The following is a 17401-nucleotide window of genomic DNA, read 5'->3' as shown; positions in this document are numbered from 1 at the left end:
GGTACGGCAGCGCGGATCGGTCTTCGGTGGGAGACGGCGTCAGGCGTAGTGCCGGTAGATGGCGCGGGCGACACAGGCCGGCTTGGCCGCTCCTTCCATCTCGACGGTGAAGTCGAGGTGCATCTGCACGCCGTCGCCGGGGACGTCCTCGACCGAGGCGACGGTGGCGCCCAGGCGGATCCTGGAGCCCACCTTGACCGGGCTGGGGAAGCGGAGTTTGTCCAGGCCGTAGTTGATGCTCATCGTGACGCCCTGGATGTCGAGCAGTTCGTTGAACAGCGGGATGACCAGGGAGAGGGTCAGGTAACCGTGGGCGATCGTGCCGCCGAACGGCCCGCCGGCGGCCCTGCTGGGGTCGATGTGGATCCACTGGTGGTCGTCGGTGGCGTCGGCGAAGGTGTTCACCCGGTCCTGGGCGATCTCCAGCCAGTCGCTGTGGCCGAGGTCTTTCCCGGCCAGGGCCTTGATCTCCGTCAGGCCGTGCACAGTGGTCGTCATGAGGCGGTCTCCTTCAGGCCGAGCAGGCGGGCGGCGTTGTCCTTGAGGATCTTCGGGCGGACCTCGGGCTTGATCTCCAGCTTGTCGAAGTCGGCCAGCCAGCGATCCGGGGTGATCACCGGGAAGTCGGAGCCGAAGAGCACCTTGTCCTTCAGCAGCGTGTTGGCGTACCGCACGAGCTGCGGGGGGAAGTACTTCGGGGACCAGCCGGACAGGTCGATGTAGACGGACGGCTTGTGGGTGGCCACGGCGAGGGCCTCGTCCTGCCACGGGAACGACGGGTGGGCCAGGATGATCCGCAGCTCGGGGAAGCCCACCGCCACGTCGTCGACCAGCATGGGGTTGGAGTACTTCAGCCGGATCCCGCCCCCGCCGGGGGCGCCCGCGCCGATGCCGGTCTGCCCGGTGTGGAACAACACCGGGACGCCCAGCTCCTCGATCGCCTCGTACAGCGGGTACGTCACGGGGTCGTTGGGGGCGATGCCCTGGATGCTCGGGTGGAACTTGAAGCCGCGTACGCCGTGCTCCTCGACCAGCCGCCGCGTCTCACGTACGCCCGCCTTGCCCTTCCACGGGTCGACACTGGCGAACGGGATCAGCACGTCGGCGTGCTCGGCGCAGCTGTCCGCGACCTCTTCGTTCGAGATGCGCGGGTGCCCGGTGGCGTGCTCGGCGTCCACGGTGAACACCACCGCGGCCATCTTCCGCTCCCGGTAGTACGCGGCCATCTCCGCGATGGTCGGCTGCCGGTGCCCGTGTGCCTTGAAGTAGTCCTCAGAGGCGCCGGGGAACGATCCAGGTCAGGCCATGACGACGTTCTCCAGCCACTGACCAAGGCGCTCGACCACATCGTCGTCGAAGGTGCGGCCGTCGACGTTGTCAGCGTGGATCTCGATCACCGGGAACCCGGCCGCCTCCAGTGCCCTGGCGGTGAAGTAGCTGCCCCGGGGGTCGTCGGAGACCAGGTGGACCACGCCGTCGATGCCGTGCAAGCGGGCCTCTTTCACGTACCACTCACTCGACCACGGCGGGGTGTAGAGCTGGTCGCTGAAGGCGGCGAAGCGTGCGGCCAGCGCCCTCATGGGATCGTCGCCGTAGCGGATGTACCCGTCGGCGGCGATGGCAAGGTACATCGACCAGACGAACACCGCGCCGTACTTCTCCTGGAAGCGCTGGTAGAAGCCCATGTCGTACCAGAGGCCGCGACCGATCCACATCAGCCGCGCCCGCTCGCCCGGGCACGCGGCCTGACCCGCGTCGACCCGGTCGCGCACCTCCTCGTAGAAACGCTTGGCGATGTCCCGGGCCCACTCGGTGCCGCGGTGCCACTGCGGGAGCATGACGCTGGGGATGCTGTCGACGACGCTGAGCGGCGAGGGACGGGCGTGAGCGATGAGGGCACGCGTCTTCCTGTTCCACTCCTCCTGCTCGTTGACCAAGGCCATCACCTCACGAAAGCGGGACTCGTCGAACCGCCTGCCGGTGGTGGTCTCCAGGAACCTGACGAGGTTCTCCAGCTCCGCGGTGAGCAGGTCCAGTCTGGCCGGGCCGACGGCCTCTTCCCACCGGTGCGGCATGAGCTCCCACCAGTTGACGGGAATATCGTTCTCAGCGGCGCTTTCCAGCGGGTAGAAAGTGACTCCGGGCTCGTGACCCCAGATGTCGAAGATCTTGCGGGTGACGTCGCCGGAGGCGTCGCCGACGACGATGTTCGGCTTGGGCAGGCCGCCCCACGGGCCCGCCTCCGGCTCTGGGTCGAACGCGGAGCCGAGGGTGACCGAGTTGTACTGCTCGGAATAGTCGGGGTAGCCGCGCTGCCGCACCAGCTCCAGGTAGTGCACCGAACGCTGCTTGGCGGTCACCAGAGACGCCCACCATTGGCTGACCGCGTACGGGATGTCCATCGTGCGGAAGATCTCGTGCGGGACGTCCGCGTTCAGCAGGGCGAACGGCTCGCCGCCGGCGACGCGCCGGCGCAGGTCGGCGAACCATTCGCGCTGGTGCCTGCCCGCCTCGGCCGCCGTGGCGAGGGATGTCACACTGCGCGATCTCACATGGGGCATGGATGTTCCTTCCGCAGGGCAGTCAGATCGGCACGCCCGTACTCCTGGCGCTCCAGCAGAACGGCGGGGATGTCCAGCGCCGCGCGCTGCGCGGGAAAGTCCCAGGCCGGGGCCTCGTCTCCAGCCCTGCAATAGGCGACGAAGAGCTCGGCCCGGCAGCGCCGTACGGCCGCCGCCGCGTACGCGGCGCGCTCGCCCGCCGTGGCCCGGTGGGCGGTCGGACCGCTGTAGTGGTAATGCTCGGCCAGCGCGCCGAGGGCGCCCGTACCGAGGCCACCCGCGCCGATGCCACCGGTACCGAGGCCACCCGTACCACCCGTACCGATGCCACCCGTACCGAGGCCACCCGTACCGAGGCCACCCGTACCGATGCCACCCGTACCGAGGCCACCCGCGCCGACCGGCCCGGTCACGGAGAGGTCCCCGAAGGAGTGGTCCTCGCCGACGATGACATGGCCCTCGCGTTCGATGGCCTCGTACACGTGCGGCGTGTCGTGGTCGCTGCCGCTCAGGAAGACGCGCCGCCCGGCGTGCTCATCGAGTCGTCCCGCCTCGGCCAGCAGCCGTTCCAGCAGCACGATGTGCTCATGCACGGGCAGGGGCGCATTGGCCACCGCGAGGAACTGCCGCCCCGTGAGCCGGGCGGGCACGGCCCTGCGCAGCTCGGCGGCGGCGGCCAGCAGCCGGCGCCGCTCGTCGTGCGCCGCCACCGCCCCGGCCACGTCGAGAGGGCGGCCGGTCCAGGCTTCGAGCCTGGCGGCGAACTCGCCGATCCTGCGCCGGTTGTACCGGGCGGTCGTGCGGTGCGGCAGGTGCAGGATGTCCACCAGGTACACCTCGGGCAGCGCCGTGCCCGGCTCCACGCGGCCCAGCTCGCGCAGCGCGTAGAACAGCCGCAGAGACGCCTCGCAGTCGTGCGAGATCACGATGCGGTCCAGGTCACCGAAGGACCCGGCGAGCAGCCGGGCGAGCACCGAGCGGGCCACCGGGTCCACCCCGCGACCCAGATATCGGTCTCCGAGCGCGAAGTCGGACTCCGGGTCGCCCGTGAGGCGGAACACGCGGACCCCGGCGGCGGTCAGCAGTTCGACCGGCATGTCCGCCCCGACGTAGCCGACGACCAGGGCCCGGGCGCCGCTCCGGCCGTCGATCGGGCCGTCGATCGGGCCGTCGATCCGGTCCTTCGAGGCGGCCGGAGGTACGCCGCGGCGGGCGTACGCCTCTTCCAACGCGGCCAGCGCCGTGAGCATGTCAGATCACCCCATCCACGGCCAGCGCCTTGAGCTCGTCGTCGGAGTAGCCGAGCAGCCCGCCGTAGATCTCGGCGTTGTGCTCCCCGAGGCCGGGCGCCGGGCGGTCGAGCGCCGCCTCCGAGTCGGAGAAGCGGATCGGCACACCGGTCCCGTACAGGTCCGCGCCGCGTCCGTGGCGCGGATGCTCCAGGGGCACGACCTCTTCGCGCTCCAGCACGAGCGGGTCGCGCACGGCGTCGCCGGGCTCGCGCACCTCGGCGGCGGGCACGCCGTGCCGGGTGAGCAGGTCGAGGATCACCGCGAGCGGGCGGTCGGCCGCCCACGAGCCCACCAGCTCGTGCAGCTCCCCGGCGTTGGCCACGCGCGCGTCCCGGGAGGAGAACCGCGGGTCCGCGGCCAGGTCGTCGTGTCCCATCGCCGCGAACAGGCCGCGGGCGAAGGCGTCGGTCGGGCCGCACAGCGCGAACCAGCCGTCCGCGGCGGGGAACGTGCCGAACGGCGCCAGCCTGGGCACGGTCATCCCCGTGCGCATGGGCAGGCCCAGCTTCTCGTAGGCGTCGAACGGCTCGCACGCGACCAGCGAGGTGAGCGCCCCCAGCATGGACACGTCCACGTGCTGGCCCTGGCCGGTCGCGTCGGCCCGCATGACCGCGGCGAGCGTGCCGATCACCGCGTACAGCGGCGCGACCAGGTCGCCCACCGGCAGTCCGAAGCGGACAGGCGGCTCGCCGGGCGCGCCCGCGGTCATCATCACGCCACTGAGCGCCTGGATGATGGTGTCCATCGCCTTGCCGGAGCCGGGACCGCCCTGCGCGCCGAAACCGCTGATCGACGTGCACACGATGCGCGGGTTGATCGCGCTCGCCCAGTCGTGGCCCATGCCCAGCCGCGCCGTGACGCCGGCGCTGTAATTGTCGATCATGATGTCCGACACCCGGACCAGACCGGCCAGGACGTCGCGGGCCTTGGGATGCTTCAGATTGAGCGTGACGCTCTGCTTGTTGCGGCCCCGCAGGAGCATCGACACGGACATGTCGTCGTCCCCGCGGCGGGCCGTCGTCAGCCCGTCGGCACCGACATAGGGGGCGTTGTTGCGGGAGCTGTCGCCGCCGGTCAGCGGATTCTCCACCTTGATCACCCGGGCGCCGAGCCCGGCCAGCAGCAGGGTCGCGTACGGTCCGGACAGCGCGGTGGTCAGATCGATCACCGTACGACCGGCGAGCGGACGTTCAGCCACGCAGCACCACCTCGTCCCCTTCCCAGTGAAATTCCGTCTTCAGGCCCGCCCGTCGCGTGATGCGCTCGATGTACGACACGACCAGCCGTCCTTCCTCGTCGTTCCCGAGCGGCACCGGCCGGCCGGCGCCGTCGATCCAGCAGGGCACGAGACCGGCCGAGACCAGGCCGCTCCGATCGAACCGGCAGACCGCGATCGCGGTGTTCCGGCTCTCGGGATGGAAGGGGTAGTACGGCATGTCCGGATCCGGAGCGAAGCCGTACAGCTCGACTCTGCGGCGCGCCCACGCGGCCCGTTCGCCTTCGTCGCCCGCCGTGGGCGTCAACGCGCGGGTGACGGTCACGAAGTTGCCCAGCCCGTGATAGATCGGCCGGCCGCGGTACATCTCGACGCCTCGCATGATGTGGGCGTGGTGGGCGAACACGGCGTGCGCGCCGGCGTCGACGGCGGCACGGGCGACGGGCCCCTCGTACATCGCCAGTACGGCGGGCGTGTGCCCGACGCCCTTGTGCAGCGACACCAGCACGACGTCGACCTCGGCGGCCAGGGCCGCCACGTCCTCGGCCATCCGCGCCAGCGAGGCGGGATCGGCGAAGGTGTAGACGGCGGGCGGCCCGCCTGGGCTGGCGTGGTCGAGTTCGTAGTGGGTCAGCACCTTGATGTACGCGCAGCCGGGCTTGCGGCTGGTCGCCCAGGACTCGCGTGGGCCGACGCAGTTGTAGCTGAGCACGCCGATCCGCAGCCCGTCGCGCTCCACGATCGCGGGACGGCGGGCCTCGTCGAGAGTCAGGCCGGCGCCCGCGGTGGTCAGCCCGGCCTCGGTCGCGTACCTGATCGTGTCGGCCACCCCCTGGTCGCCGACGTCGTAGACGTGGTTGCCCGCCAGCGTCACCACATGGAAGCCGGCCTCGGCGACCGCGGAGAGCGCGGCGGGATCGGCGGGCGGCGCGGGCACGTCGGTGCTCAGCTGAGCGGTGGACGTGCTGTGGGGCACCTCGATGTGGCCGATCACCACACCGCCCCGGCCCAGCGTCTCCCGGGCCGGGGCGAAGAAGGACGCGGGGCCGGGCTCGTCGACGATGAGGTCGCCGACGGCCATTACCGTGAAACTCAAGAGGTGCTCTCCTCCTCGAGGATGCGTTCGTCAGGGGTTCGCGTCGCACGCCCGGAGAAGCGCGACAAAAAGGCTTGCAGGCGGGGTGAGGCAGGATTGTCGAAGATCTCCTCGGGCGTACCGGTCTCGACCACCCGGCCCTCCTCCATGAAGACGCAACGATCGGCCACCTCGCGGGCGAAGCTCATCTCGTGCGTCACGATGATCATCGTCATGCCGCCGCGAGCCAGGTCGAGCACGACGCTCAGCACCTCGTCCACCAATTCGGGATCCAGCGCGCTGGTGGGCTCGTCGAACAGCATGATCCTCGGCTGCGTGGCCAAGGCCCTGGCGATGGCGACGCGCTGCTGCTGGCCGCCGGAGAGCTGGCGGGGATGGGCGTCCGTCTTGCCGGCGAGCCCCACCCGCTTCAGCAGCCGCAGCGCCTCCTCGCGCGCCTCCTCCGGCCTGCGGCCGTGCACCGCCACCTGCGCCTCGATGACGTTGCGCAGCACGCTCCAGTGCGGGAACAGGTTGAACTGCTGGAAGACCATGCCCATGCGACCGCGCTGGGCGGCCACCTTGCGGTCCGGCAGGGGACGCAGGTGACCCCTGTGCATCTCGTAGCCGAGCAGCTCCCCGTCGAGGTACATGGCCCCGCCGTCGATGCTCTCCAGCTGGTGGACGCAGCGGACCAGGGTGGACTTGCCCGACCCGGACGGGCCGATGACGGTGACGACCTCGCCCTCGTGCACGTCGAGATTCACCCCGTCGAGCGCCGCGTGGTCGCCGAACCGCTTGCGCACGTCACGGACGCGCAGGACCGGCATGTCGCTCACCGCTGCCCCTTTCCGAAGTGCTGCTCCAGGCGCCGCTGGCCGAGCGACAGTACGGTGACCACCACCAGGTACCAGGCGCAGGCGACGATCAGCAGCGGCACGATCTCGTAGGTCCTGTTGTAGATCACCTGCACCGAGTACAGCAGGTCGGCCATCGCGATCACGCTGACCAGGGAGGTGCCCTTGAGCAGGCTGATGAACTGGCTGCCGGTGGGCGGGACGATCACCCGCATCGCCTGCGGGAGCACGACCTTCACGAAGCTCTGCCTGGCCGTGAACCCCATCGCGCGGGCCGCGTCACGCTGCCCGCCGTCCACGGCCAAGACGCCGGCCCTGACGATCTCGGCCATGTACGCGGCCTCGTGCAGGGTGAGCCCGATGATGGCGGCGGTCAGCGAGCTGATCACGGAGTTGGTCGGCCACGAGACGAAGGTGGGACCGAAGGGCACGCCCAGGGAGATCCGCGGCAGGAGGTAACCGAGGTTGAACCAGAAGATCAACTGGACCAGGGGCGGTATGCCGCGGAAGACCGCGACGTAGACGCCGCAGGCCCAGGCCACCGGCGTGAAGTCACTCAGCCTGCCCGCCGCGAGAAGCACCCCGAGCACACTGCCCAGCACCATCCCGATGACGGTGAGCAGCAGTGACATGCCCAGACCGCGCAGGATGTTCGGGTCGAACAGGTACGTGCCGGCCACCGACCATTCGAACCGCGGGTTGGTGACGAGAAACCAGGCGAACTGCGCGACGAGCACGAGCAGCACGACTCCGAACACCCAGCGCAGGGGGCGGATGCGCGGACGGGCCGAGGCGACGTCCACGACCTGCGGTGTCGTGCTCATCCCGCCGCCGCTGTGTTCATCTTGGGCTCCTCCACCGCCACGGTCTGGAGGCCGTACTTGTCCATGATCTTCTTGTACTCGCCGTTCTTGAAGATCTCCTTGAACGCGTCGAGCATGACCGGACCGAGACCGCTGGACTTGGGCACGAGCATCGCCAACTGGTCGACGCCGGCGCCCTGCTCGTCGGTCTGGGTGACGTACGTGAAGGTGTCCTTCTGCTTCTGCATCACGTCGAGGGCCGCGCTCTCGGTCATGCCCGCCGCGTCGGCGCGGCCGGACTCGGCGGCGAGGATGGTCCCGTTCGTGTCGGCCAAGCCGATGAAGTCGATCGCCGGCTTGCCCTGTTGGGCGCACCACTCGGTCAGGCGCTTGGCCTGGTCCTCCACGATGCTGCCGGCGGTGCCGGCGATGCGCTTGCCGCACAGGTCACTCGAGCTCTTGATGGCCGAGGACCCGGCTTTGGGGATCAGGTAGGAAGTACGGGTCACCATCCACACGATCGCGTCGAACTGCTTCTCGCGCTCGGCGGTGTCCTTGACCGGCCCGTTGAAGGCGTCGTACCTGGAGGCGAGCATGCCGGAGAGCGCCGCGGGCAGGCCGCTGACGATCGAGATCTCGGTGCGGACTCCCAGCGCCTTGCCGAGGGCGTCCTGCACCTCCTTGTCGATGCCCGTGACGGTCTTGCCGTCGTTGGCGACGATCCTGTAGGGCGGGTGGGAATCCCCGGCGAATCGGATGACGCCCGCTTCCTTGACGCCATCGGGTAGGGCGTCGTACAGAGCCGTCGCGCCGGCCGGCCGCTGCGTCTCAGCGTTGCCTCCACCGCAAGCTGCGGCGCCGACGAGGGCCAAAGCCGCCGCACTCGCGAGGATGGTCCTGGGCACACTCATGATGGTCCTTCCCGCGACCAACTAATGCTGCACTTAATGTTGCGGCCGTGTGGGCAAGTGTCACATCTAGGGGTGCACACCTGTCAAGAGGCTGCGGTGCGGCGGAGGCGAGCGGGGATCGTCGGGGGACGATCAGGTGGGCGCGAGAATGGAGCTGGTCCGGTGGTGCGCGACCAGCTCGGCCAGTTCGGGGTCGAACTCCGCGACGATCTGCTTGACACGGAACTCGGCCAGCGGCCCGAGGGTGTCGTAGATCTCCACGAAAAGGTCTCTGGCCGCAGCGCGCGGCCAGTCGGTGGGCAGCAGCTCCGCCGGCAGATCGGGATCGTGGTTGGGGAACGTCCGCCAGGTGTCCATGATCCCCGAACGCGACACCAGCGCCTCGGAGGCGCCGACCGCGCCCTTGCGGACGCGTTCCAGGAGAGGCGTGTACTGGGCCACGAACCCCTCGTAGGTGCGCCGGAGCTGGTCGAAGTCCCATGCCTCCCGCGGGGCGCGCATGCCGGGAAGCTCCAGGGCCTCGGCGCGGAAGACCGTCGCCATGGGGATCTCCAGTTCGGTGAGCGCCGCCGCCGCGCTGCCGGCGTTCGCCGTCGGCGAGACCCACAGCCCGTCGTAGAGCGGGGCGAAGCCGAGCCAGCGCAGCCTCGCGCGCAGCGCGTGGCGCAGGTCGCGCTGCTCCTCGGAGATGGAGAACGCCGCCATCACCCATCTCCCGTCCCACGCGCCCTGCGCCAGGCCGAAGGACATGATCCGCTGCCGCCCCTCCAGCATCACCGCGGCGGCCCGGTCCGTCAGCCGGTAGTAGGTGCGCCGCCCGGCCTTGGACGACTCCAGCAGATCCCGCCTGGTCAGCCGGCTGAGTGCGGCCCGGGCCGCCACGGCGGTGACCCCGAACTCCTCGGCCAGCCGCACCAGGGCCGCGGACGGCAGTTGCTCGGGCCGGCTGATCCAGTAGTCCCCGAGAAGCGTCGTGATCAGGTGCTGCGGGGGCGCGCCCACCTGGAAGCGCGGAAAGTCGACAGTCCCTGCCTCGGACAGCTCGCTATCATTCACAGCGGAAGTATATTGACAACGCTTGAGCCTGCGCACGTCATCTATGTGTCATGCTTCCTGGGCGACCTCGATGCGCGTCAGCGATCTCCACCGCCCTTCCGCCACGCGCCGGCCTCCTCGCCGCCGAGGAGGTCGAGGCGGTCGCGGTCGGTCGTCTCGTCGAAGGCCGTGTGACGCCGGGTCACCGGCGACTCCAGGGCGGACACCTGCGTGAAGGTGTGGTGCGCGGCCAGCCCGGCCAGTTCGGGGTCGAATCCGGCGAGGATCTCGTGGAACCGCCGCTCCGCCGGCTCCCCGAGCGAGTCGTAGATCTGCACGCACAGCCGCCTGGCCTCGTCGCGCGGCCAGCCGGCGGGGAGCAACTCGGCGGGGAGGTCGGGGTCGAGCGTGGGGAACACCCGCCAGTCGGTCATGATCGCGGTCCGTAGCCGCAGCGCCTCGGCGGGGCTCGGGCCGGACATCGGGCCGGACATCGGGCCGGACATCGGGCCGGACATCGGGCCGGACATTGGGCCGGATAGCGCCAGCCGCTCGGCGACCGGCCGATGGGTGTCGATGAAGCGCAGGTAGCGTTCGCGCAGCGCGGTGACGTCGAAGGCGCGGGCCGGCACCGGGTCCAGGTCGTCGGTGACCTTGCGGGCCCGGAACACGACCGCCCCGCGCACGCCGAGCCTTCGCGTGAGTTCGACGACGTCGTCCGTCCTGTCGTGCGGGGACACCCACACCGCGTCGAAGATCATGCCGAAATGCAGCAGGCGCAGCCCGTCACGCAGCGTGCGGCGGGTGTCCCGCTGGTCCTCGGGCACCGAGAAGGTGACGACCGTCCACTCCCCGTCCCAGGGCGGCGTGACGGCGCCGAACGTCAGCAGCCGGCGCATGTGCGCCACGATCACGTCGGACGCCCGGGGCGGCAGTCCGTACGCGGTGGTGCGGCCGTTGCGGGAGCTGGCCAGCAGCCCTCGTGAGACGAGCCGCCGCAGGGCGGCGCGGGCGCTGGCCTCGGAGATGCCGAACTCCTCCAGCAGTCGCACCAGCGCCGCCGACGGGATGTGCTCCTGCCGCCAGAACCAGTAGTCGCCCAGCAGCGTGGTCAGCAGCCGCTGCGGTTCGGCCCCTTGCCGAGCCCTGGGCAGGGAACCGGGCTCCGGCGACGCGGCCACCTGGCCTCCGTCCATCGTCAGACTCCTCAGCCGGCGTGGGGCCCCGGCCGGCCACGTCTGGATCACGGGCTGGCCGGGCTCGACCTGCGTGAATCTTACGTCCTCCGGTTCGGCGTCCGGACTCTTCCCGGCGATCTTGGCCGCGGCCGTCGGCGCGGTCGCCCGATTGATCACTGAATGGGGATTGATGTCCACCTCCAGGGGTGGGAGGCTGCTGCGACACCAGATACACAACACTTCGGTGGACGGTCGTCCAAATTAAGCCGCCGGTAATGTTAGACAGTAATCTAACGGTCGTAACATAAGTGTTGACAATGCACGCGGGCCTGCTTACTTTGGCCCGACCACCTGCATGTGAGGAGCCTCGATGTTCCGAAAGTCAGCTCTGGGCGTCGTCGCGATGGGTGCCGTGATCGCACTGCTGCCCGCCTGCGGTGCCGGCCCCGGAAGCACCCGCGGCGCGGCCGCCGACGGTGACCGGTCCGGCGAGCTGGTTTTCGCCGCCATCCCATCGGAGCAGAGCGACAACCTTGAGGCGTCGTTCGCCCCGATCATCGCCGCGTTGCGCGAGGATCTCGGCGTCCCGGTGCGGTTCCAGGCCGTCACCAGCAACGCCGCCGTCGTCGAGGCCCAGGTGGCCAAGCGCGTGGACATCGCCGTCTACGGGGCCTTCAGCTACTACCTGGCCCGCAGCCGCGCCGACGTCGAGCCCGTCGCCGTCCCGCTGGCCGCCCCGGCCGGCGACCCCGGCGCGTACGCCTACGGGGTGACCCGCGGCGACGACAAGAGCATCGCCTCGCTCAAGGACGTCGCCGGCAAGGACGTCTGCTTCACCGACCCCGGCTCCACCACCGGCTATCTCCAGCCCCTCGCCTCGCTGCGGGAAGCCGGCGTCGATGCGGACAAGGACGTCAAGACGGTGTTCACCCACGGGCACGACACGGCGGTCGCTTCGCTGCTGGCCGGCGACTGCGACCTCGCCTTCGTCGGCGACGTGTTCATCGACCAGTTGCTGCCCGCCCGCGGCCTGCTCAAGCCGGGGCAGGTCACCAAGGTGTGGACCTCACCGCTCATCCCCGGGCCGCCGATCGTGGTCGGCACGTGGCTGCCGCAGGACGTCCGCGACCGTATCGCCAAGACGGTGACCGGCCTGACCGCCACCGGAGCCGCTTCCGCCGGGCTGTGCAAGGGCAGTGAGATCAAGGGGCCGAAGAACTGGGGGCGGCACGCCGACGCCACGGCCTGCACCCTCGGCACCTCCACCGCCTGGACGTTCGTCAAGGCCGACGACGCCACCTATCAGCCGATCGCGCGCATCTGCGAGATCACCAAGGCCGAGGTCTGCACGTCCGGTGGCTGAGAGACCCGCCGTGATCGGCGACCCCGTGCTGCGGCTGTCGGAGGTCGGCAAGGGCTTCCACGGCACCCCCGTACTCGACGATGTGTCACTGGACGTCCCGCAGGGACAGTTCCTCGCCTTGGTCGGCCCGTCCGGGGCGGGCAAGTCGACGCTGCTGCGGCTGGTCAACGGCATGCATGTGCCGGACAGCGGCACCGTGCGCACCCTGGGCGAGAATCCGGCCACCTGCTCCCGGAGCCGGCTGCGCGCCCTACGCGCCAGGGTCGGGTTCGTCTTTCAGCAGTTCGGCCTCGTCGGGCGGCTGTCCGCGCTGGAGAACGTGCTGATGGGGTCGCTGGCCACCCTGCGCCTGCCCAGGTACGGGGTGATGAGCTACCCGCGCGCGCTGCGGGTCCGCGCCGTGGCGCACCTGGACCGGGTCGGGCTGGCGGACCGGCGGTTCCAGCGCTGCGACACGCTCTCCGGTGGGCAGCAGCAGCGGGTCGCGGTGGCCCGGACCCTGCTGCAGAGCCCCGAGCTGATCCTCGCCGACGAGCCGGTCGCCTCGCTGGACCCGGCGGCGAGCGTACTGGTGCTCGACATCCTCAAACGGATCAGCGCCGAGGACGGCATCTCCGTCGTGTGCAGCCTGCATCAGATCGAGTTCGCGCTCGCCACCGCCGACCGGGTCGTGGCGCTGCGCGGCGGGCGGCTGGCGCTGGACGAGCCGGCCGCGGACCTCACCGCCGAGCGACTGCGGGAGATCTACGACACGGCGGGGGGCCGCGATGCCTAGCACCACCTCCGCCACGCGCGCCACGACCGCGGCGGACCCGGGCCCGCTGCGGCCGCCATGGAGCGCCCGCGCCCTCGTCGCGGCGGGGCTGCTCGTCGCGGCCGTGGCCGTCACCTGGCTGACGTTCTGGTGGATCGGTCTGTCCCCGGCCTCTCTGGCCGCCGGGCTGGACGACACCGCGCGGCTGCTGCGCCGGATGTGGCCGCCGGACCTGTCCGGCACCGGCGACCTCGCCTGGATGGTCGCCGAGACGCTGCTCATCGCGGTGGCGGGCACCGGCCTGGCGGTGCTGGCCTCGGTGCCGCTGGCCTTCACCGCCGCGCGCACCCATCGCGGGCCCCGCTGGCTGCGCCCGGCCGCCCGGGTGGTCGTCGTGCTGACCCGCGCCGTACCGACGCTGGCCTTCGCGATCCTGTTCGTGCGGATCTTCGGCCTTGGCCCGCTGGCCGGCGCGCTCGCCGTCGCCGTCCACTCGGTGGGCATGATCGCCAAGCTGCTGGCCGACGCCGTGGAGGAGGCCGACCCCGCCCCAGCCGAGGCGGCCCGCGCGTGCGGGGCCGGCGAGGTGCAGGTGGCCGTCTCCACCGTCCTGCCCCGCGTGTTCCCCGCGCTGACCGCCATCGTGCTGTACCGCCTCGACATCAACATCCGGGCGTCGGCCGTGCTCGGCGTCGTCGGGGCCGGCGGCATCGGCGTGGCGCTGCAGACCGCGCTGGGCAGCCTCAACTACCACCGGGCGGCGGGCATCATCTGCGTGATCGTCGTCCTGGTGCTGCTGCTGGAGCTGCTGTCGGTGGCGGTCCGCCGCCGCACCAGAGCCGGCCGGTCCACCGGGGACACGTCCGGTGCGGCCGCGCTGCCGGCCGGGCGTGCCCCGCACGACGTCGGCTGGGACCGCGGCCGGGTGCTGCGGGTGGCCGGCGCCGCCGCCACCGGGGTGGTCTTCCTGGCGTCGCTGTGCTCCCTGGACCTCGACCCGGGCCGGCTGTCCGGCGCCTGGCCGAACCTGCGCGGCGTCCTCACCGGCATGTGGCCGCCCGCGTTCTCCGGCGACCTGCTCATGGCGGTGCTGGAGAGCCTGCTCATGGCGCTGGGCGCCGCCGCGGTGGGCGCCGCCTGCGGGCTGGTGCTGGCCCTGCTCACCGCCGTCAACACCACCCCTTGGCGGCCACTGTCCGCGGTGGTCCGGGTGCTGCTGGTGGTGGTCCGGGGCATCCCCGACCTGGTGTACGCGCTGCTGTTCGTGGCCGCACTGGGGCTCGGCCCGTTCGCCGGCTTCCTGGCGCTGTGGATCTCCTCCACCGCGCTGGCCGCCAAGTTCTTCGCCGACTCCCTGGAACAGCTCGACCCGCTGCCGATCGAGGCCCTGACCTCGGTCGGCGCCCGCCGGTCGCAGACGTTCGCCGCCGGGACCTGGCCACAGTTCGTGCCGTCGTTCACCGGCAACGGCCTGTTCGTGGCCGACATGGCGCTGCGCGAGTCGGTCGTGCTCGGCATCGCCGGCGCGGGCGGCGTCGGCTACCTCATGCAGGAGTCGATCGCCACCCTGCGGTACGACACCACCGCCGCGATCGTCATCGCGATCGCCGTCATCGTGTACGCCATCGAGACGCTCGCCCGGATCGCGCGCAGGCACCTGCTGTGAGCGGCGGACGAGCTCAGAACGGGAACGAAGGGATGTCACCATGACCATCACCGCCTCCGACTGGGACCCCACCGCACCGGAGACCTTCGACAGCTCGCACGGAGTCTACGCCGAGCTGCGGCGACGCTGCCCGGTGCCGTGGAGCGACGCCTACGGCGGCTTCTGGGCCGCCACCCGCTACTCGGATGTGCTGCGGGTGGCCCGAGACAGCGAGACGTTCAGCACCGCGGTGCAGAACGTCGTCCCGCACGTGCCGCGCGCCCAGCGCCGGCCGCCGCTGCACTACGACCCACCCGAGCACGAGATCTACCGCGCTCCGCTGGACCGGGTGCTGCGCCGCAGCGTGATACGCCGTCTCGAACCGGCCTTCGCGCAGGTGGCGCGCGAGCTGCTGGCTCCGCTGCTGGCCCGCGGCGGCGGCGACTACGCCCAGGAGTTCGCGCTGCCGTACGCGGCGCAGTGCTTCGCGCTCTTTCTCGGCCTGCCGGTCGACCAGGTGCTGGAGATCCGCCGGATCGGCGTCGAGTACAGCTTCGCCATCCAGGAGATGGACCGGGCCCGGGTCATGACGGCCAGTGACGAGCTGTACGCCATCGCCCGGGCCATTGTCGAGGACCGCCGGGCCCACCCCCGCGACCCGGACGAGGACCTGGTGACCAACCTGCTACGGGCGTCCGGCGACCCGGCGCGGCCGATCCCGCACGACCTGGTCGTGGCCACCGTGCGGCAGACGATCGTGGCCGGCATCGGGGCGCCGCACGCCGTGCTGGGCAGCGCCGCCGTCCACCTGTCCCGCGACCCTGAACTCCAGGACCGGCTGCGCGCCGACCCCGGGCTGCTGCCGGCGGCGATCGAGGAGCTCCTGCGGCTGTACGCCCCCTACCGGGTGTTCGCCCGTACCGCCACCCGGGACGTCGAGCTCGGCGGCCGCACGGTGCGGGCCGGCGAGGCGATCACGATGATCTTCCCCTCGGCGAACCGGGACGAGGCGGTGTTCTACGACGCCGACCGGCTCGACCTGGAGCGGCGGCCCAACCGGCACCTCGCGTTCGGCCGGGGCGCGCACCGCTGCCCCGGCGCGGCGATGGCCCGGCTGGAGATGGCGGTCGCGCTGGGCGAGCTGCTCGCCGGCACCACCCGCGTCGAACCTGACGGCGAGGTGCGGATGTTCAACTGGCTGGAGTTCGGGCCCAGATCGGCACCGCTACGCCTCCTCCCCATCGAGTCGAAGGGACTCCCGCTGTGACCCGCCACGGAGTGACCGCATGCCTGGCCATCGTGATGGCCGTCGTAGCGACGACCGCCGCCGCCGACCCCGCCAGGCCCCCCGGTGGCACGCCGTGCCTGCCGGACTCTCCCGCCCGCCCCAGCTGTGTCAGCGGCACCCTCCGGGACGGCACGCCCTACGAGTTCGTCGTCCCGGCGCACTGGAACGGCACCGTGGTGGTCGCCCTCGACTTCGCCGGTCCGGGCCGGACCGAGCCCCTGACCGCGCGGTTGCTGGCCGACGGCGTGGCCCGTGGCGGCACGAGCCGGGCGATCACCGGCTGGGACATCCGATCCGCCATCGACAACCAGGCCGAAGCCCTGGCCCGCTTCGAGCAGGCCTACGGCCGGGCCCGCAAGGCGATCGCCTCCGGGACCTCGATGGGGGGTTTCGTCGCCGCCGGCGTCGCCCAGGTCCATCCGCACGCCTTCGACGCGGCCGTCCCGATGTGCGGCGGACTGGGCGGGTCCGTCGCCCAGTGGAATCAGAAGCTCGACACGCTCTTCGTGCTCGAGCGCCTGATCGCACCGGGGCTTCCGGTCATCGACATCCCTGAAGACGTCGAGTCGGCCCGGAAGGCGTGGATCGACGCTCTCGCCGCGGCGCAGCGGACTCCCGAGGGCCGGGCCCGGATCGCCCTGGCCGCCGCGATCGGTCAACTGCCGGCCTGGGGCCGGAACTCCGACGGGTCCACGCCGCCGCCTCCGGACAGCGGGGACGCCGACGCGCTGGAGCAGGGCGCCTACCTCGCGCTCGCCGGTGGGCCCCTGCCCTACGTCGGGCAGGCCATGGGCAGCCGGCGCCAGATCATGGCGGTGGTCGGCGGAAACCCGTCCTGGAACACCGGCGTGGACTACGCGAAGCAGCTGCGCCTGGCCGATCCCGCCCTCCGGCGTGCCGTCGGGGAGCTGTACAAGGCGGCGGGCCTGGCACTCGCGGCCGACTTGAAGGACCTGGCCGCCGCGCCGCGCATCGCGGCGAACCCGGACGCCGTCAAGCGGTTCTCTCGCGGCATCGTCCTGGACGGCGACCTGCGGATCCCCGTGCTGACCTTGTCCGGCACCGGTGACCAGATCTCCACCGTCGCCCAGCAGCAGTCGTACGGGGAGAAGGTGCGCCGGGCGGGAGCGAACCTCCTGCTGCGCCAGACGTACACCGAGACCGTCGGCCACTGCGACTTCTCACCGGCGGAGCAGCAGGCGGCGCTGGCGACGATGCTCGACCGGCTGCGGAGCGGTCACTGGCCCGCGACGTCCGCCTCGGCGATGAACGCCCGGACGACGGCGCTGGGGGCCGGCCCCGTCCCTCGGTATGTCTCGTTCACCCCGCCCCGGTTCAACCGGCCCTACCCGGGCTGAGCCGTACGGGCCGCTGCCGGGGTCGCGTGGTCCAGGCAGCGGCCCACCCCGTCCACCGGCGCGGC

15 protein-coding genes and 1 pseudogene are annotated in these 17401 nt (G+C 71.3%); 5 read left to right on the top strand and 11 right to left on the bottom strand.

Annotated elements, in window-relative coordinates; translation table 11 throughout:
- Nucleotides 1-39 precede the first annotated feature (39 nt).
- From IEY87_RS03465 to IEY87_RS03415, 11 genes and pseudogenes are all read right to left on the bottom strand, one after another.
- Complete coding sequence (locus IEY87_RS03465; protein WP_189136968.1) at nucleotides 40-498, bottom strand: MaoC family dehydratase; 459 nt, start codon at nucleotides 496-498, stop codon at nucleotides 40-42.
- Nucleotides 495-1280 (bottom strand): annotated as a pseudogene (locus tag IEY87_RS03460) (amidohydrolase family protein); the annotation flags it as partial. The pseudogene IEY87_RS03460 and the gene IEY87_RS03465, both read right to left, overlap by 4 nt.
- A gap of 18 nt (nucleotides 1281-1298) precedes the next feature.
- Nucleotides 1299-2561 carry a 2-hydroxyacyl-CoA dehydratase family protein gene (locus tag IEY87_RS03455; RefSeq protein ID WP_189136966.1) on the bottom strand — a complete coding sequence of 421 codons (1263 nt, stop codon included), beginning with the start codon at nucleotides 2559-2561 and terminating at the stop codon, nucleotides 1299-1301.
- Complete coding sequence (locus IEY87_RS03450) at nucleotides 2549-3811, bottom strand: 2-hydroxyacyl-CoA dehydratase family protein (RefSeq protein WP_225276785.1); 1263 nt, start codon at nucleotides 3809-3811, stop codon at nucleotides 2549-2551. Before IEY87_RS03450 ends, IEY87_RS03455 begins: the two co-directional genes overlap by 13 nt.
- 1 nt (nucleotide 3812) lies before the next feature.
- A complete protein-coding gene (locus tag IEY87_RS03445; RefSeq protein WP_189136965.1) occupies nucleotides 3813-5051 on the bottom strand; it encodes a CaiB/BaiF CoA transferase family protein in 1239 nt (412 codons plus the stop codon).
- Nucleotides 5044-6165 carry a CapA family protein gene (locus tag IEY87_RS03440; protein ID WP_225276786.1) on the bottom strand — a complete coding sequence of 374 codons (1122 nt, stop codon included), beginning with the start codon at nucleotides 6163-6165 and terminating at the stop codon, nucleotides 5044-5046. The genes IEY87_RS03445 and IEY87_RS03440 overlap by 8 nt, the downstream gene beginning before the upstream one ends.
- Nucleotides 6162-6974: an amino acid ABC transporter ATP-binding protein gene (locus tag IEY87_RS03435; protein ID WP_189137305.1), complete on the bottom strand. Its 813-nt coding sequence runs from the start codon at nucleotides 6972-6974 to the stop codon at nucleotides 6162-6164. The genes IEY87_RS03440 and IEY87_RS03435 overlap by 4 nt, the downstream gene beginning before the upstream one ends.
- Nucleotides 6975-6979: 5 nt before the next feature.
- A complete protein-coding gene (locus tag IEY87_RS03430) occupies nucleotides 6980-7825 on the bottom strand; it encodes an amino acid ABC transporter permease (protein ID WP_189136964.1) in 846 nt (281 codons plus the stop codon).
- Nucleotides 7822-8715 carry a transporter substrate-binding domain-containing protein gene (locus IEY87_RS03425; RefSeq protein WP_189136963.1) on the bottom strand — a complete coding sequence of 298 codons (894 nt, stop codon included), beginning with the start codon at nucleotides 8713-8715 and terminating at the stop codon, nucleotides 7822-7824. Before IEY87_RS03425 ends, IEY87_RS03430 begins: the two co-directional genes overlap by 4 nt.
- A gap of 132 nt (nucleotides 8716-8847) precedes the next feature.
- Nucleotides 8848-9771 (bottom strand): PaaX family transcriptional regulator, encoded by a 924-nt coding sequence (locus tag IEY87_RS03420; RefSeq protein ID WP_225276787.1) that lies wholly within the window; start codon nucleotides 9769-9771, stop codon nucleotides 8848-8850.
- A gap of 77 nt (nucleotides 9772-9848) precedes the next feature.
- Entirely contained in the window at nucleotides 9849-10946 is a 1098-nt protein-coding gene (locus tag IEY87_RS03415; RefSeq protein WP_189136962.1) for a PaaX family transcriptional regulator, read from the bottom strand.
- Between the two features lie 352 nt (nucleotides 10947-11298).
- Between IEY87_RS03415 and IEY87_RS03410 the strand changes: the two genes are divergently transcribed.
- From IEY87_RS03410 to IEY87_RS03390, 5 genes are read left to right on the top strand one after another with little or no spacing between them, the layout of a single operon-like run.
- The gene (locus tag IEY87_RS03410; RefSeq protein WP_189136961.1) at nucleotides 11299-12291 is read left to right on the top strand and encodes a phosphate/phosphite/phosphonate ABC transporter substrate-binding protein; all 993 of its coding nucleotides are present in this window, start codon (nucleotides 11299-11301) and stop codon (nucleotides 12289-12291) included.
- On the top strand, nucleotides 12284-13066 hold the full coding sequence (locus IEY87_RS03405; protein WP_189136960.1) for a phosphonate ABC transporter ATP-binding protein: 783 nt from the start codon (nucleotides 12284-12286) through the stop codon (nucleotides 13064-13066). Before IEY87_RS03410 ends, IEY87_RS03405 begins: the two co-directional genes overlap by 8 nt.
- Complete coding sequence (phnE, locus tag IEY87_RS03400) at nucleotides 13059-14711, top strand: phosphonate ABC transporter, permease protein PhnE (RefSeq protein WP_189136959.1); 1653 nt, start codon at nucleotides 13059-13061, stop codon at nucleotides 14709-14711. The genes IEY87_RS03405 and phnE overlap by 8 nt, the downstream gene beginning before the upstream one ends.
- Nucleotides 14712-14751: 40 nt before the next feature.
- Complete coding sequence (locus IEY87_RS03395) at nucleotides 14752-15957, top strand: cytochrome P450 (RefSeq protein ID WP_189136958.1); 1206 nt, start codon at nucleotides 14752-14754, stop codon at nucleotides 15955-15957.
- Nucleotides 15954-17336 carry an alpha/beta hydrolase family protein gene (locus IEY87_RS03390; RefSeq protein ID WP_225276788.1) on the top strand — a complete coding sequence of 461 codons (1383 nt, stop codon included), beginning with the start codon at nucleotides 15954-15956 and terminating at the stop codon, nucleotides 17334-17336. Before IEY87_RS03395 ends, IEY87_RS03390 begins: the two co-directional genes overlap by 4 nt.
- Nucleotides 17337-17401 lie beyond the last annotated feature (65 nt).

It is taken from the genome of Nonomuraea glycinis (assembly GCF_014646515.1).
Taxonomy (GTDB): domain Bacteria; phylum Actinomycetota; class Actinomycetes; order Streptosporangiales; family Streptosporangiaceae; genus Nonomuraea; species Nonomuraea glycinis.
This window is presented reverse-complemented; position numbering and strand designations above follow the sequence as displayed.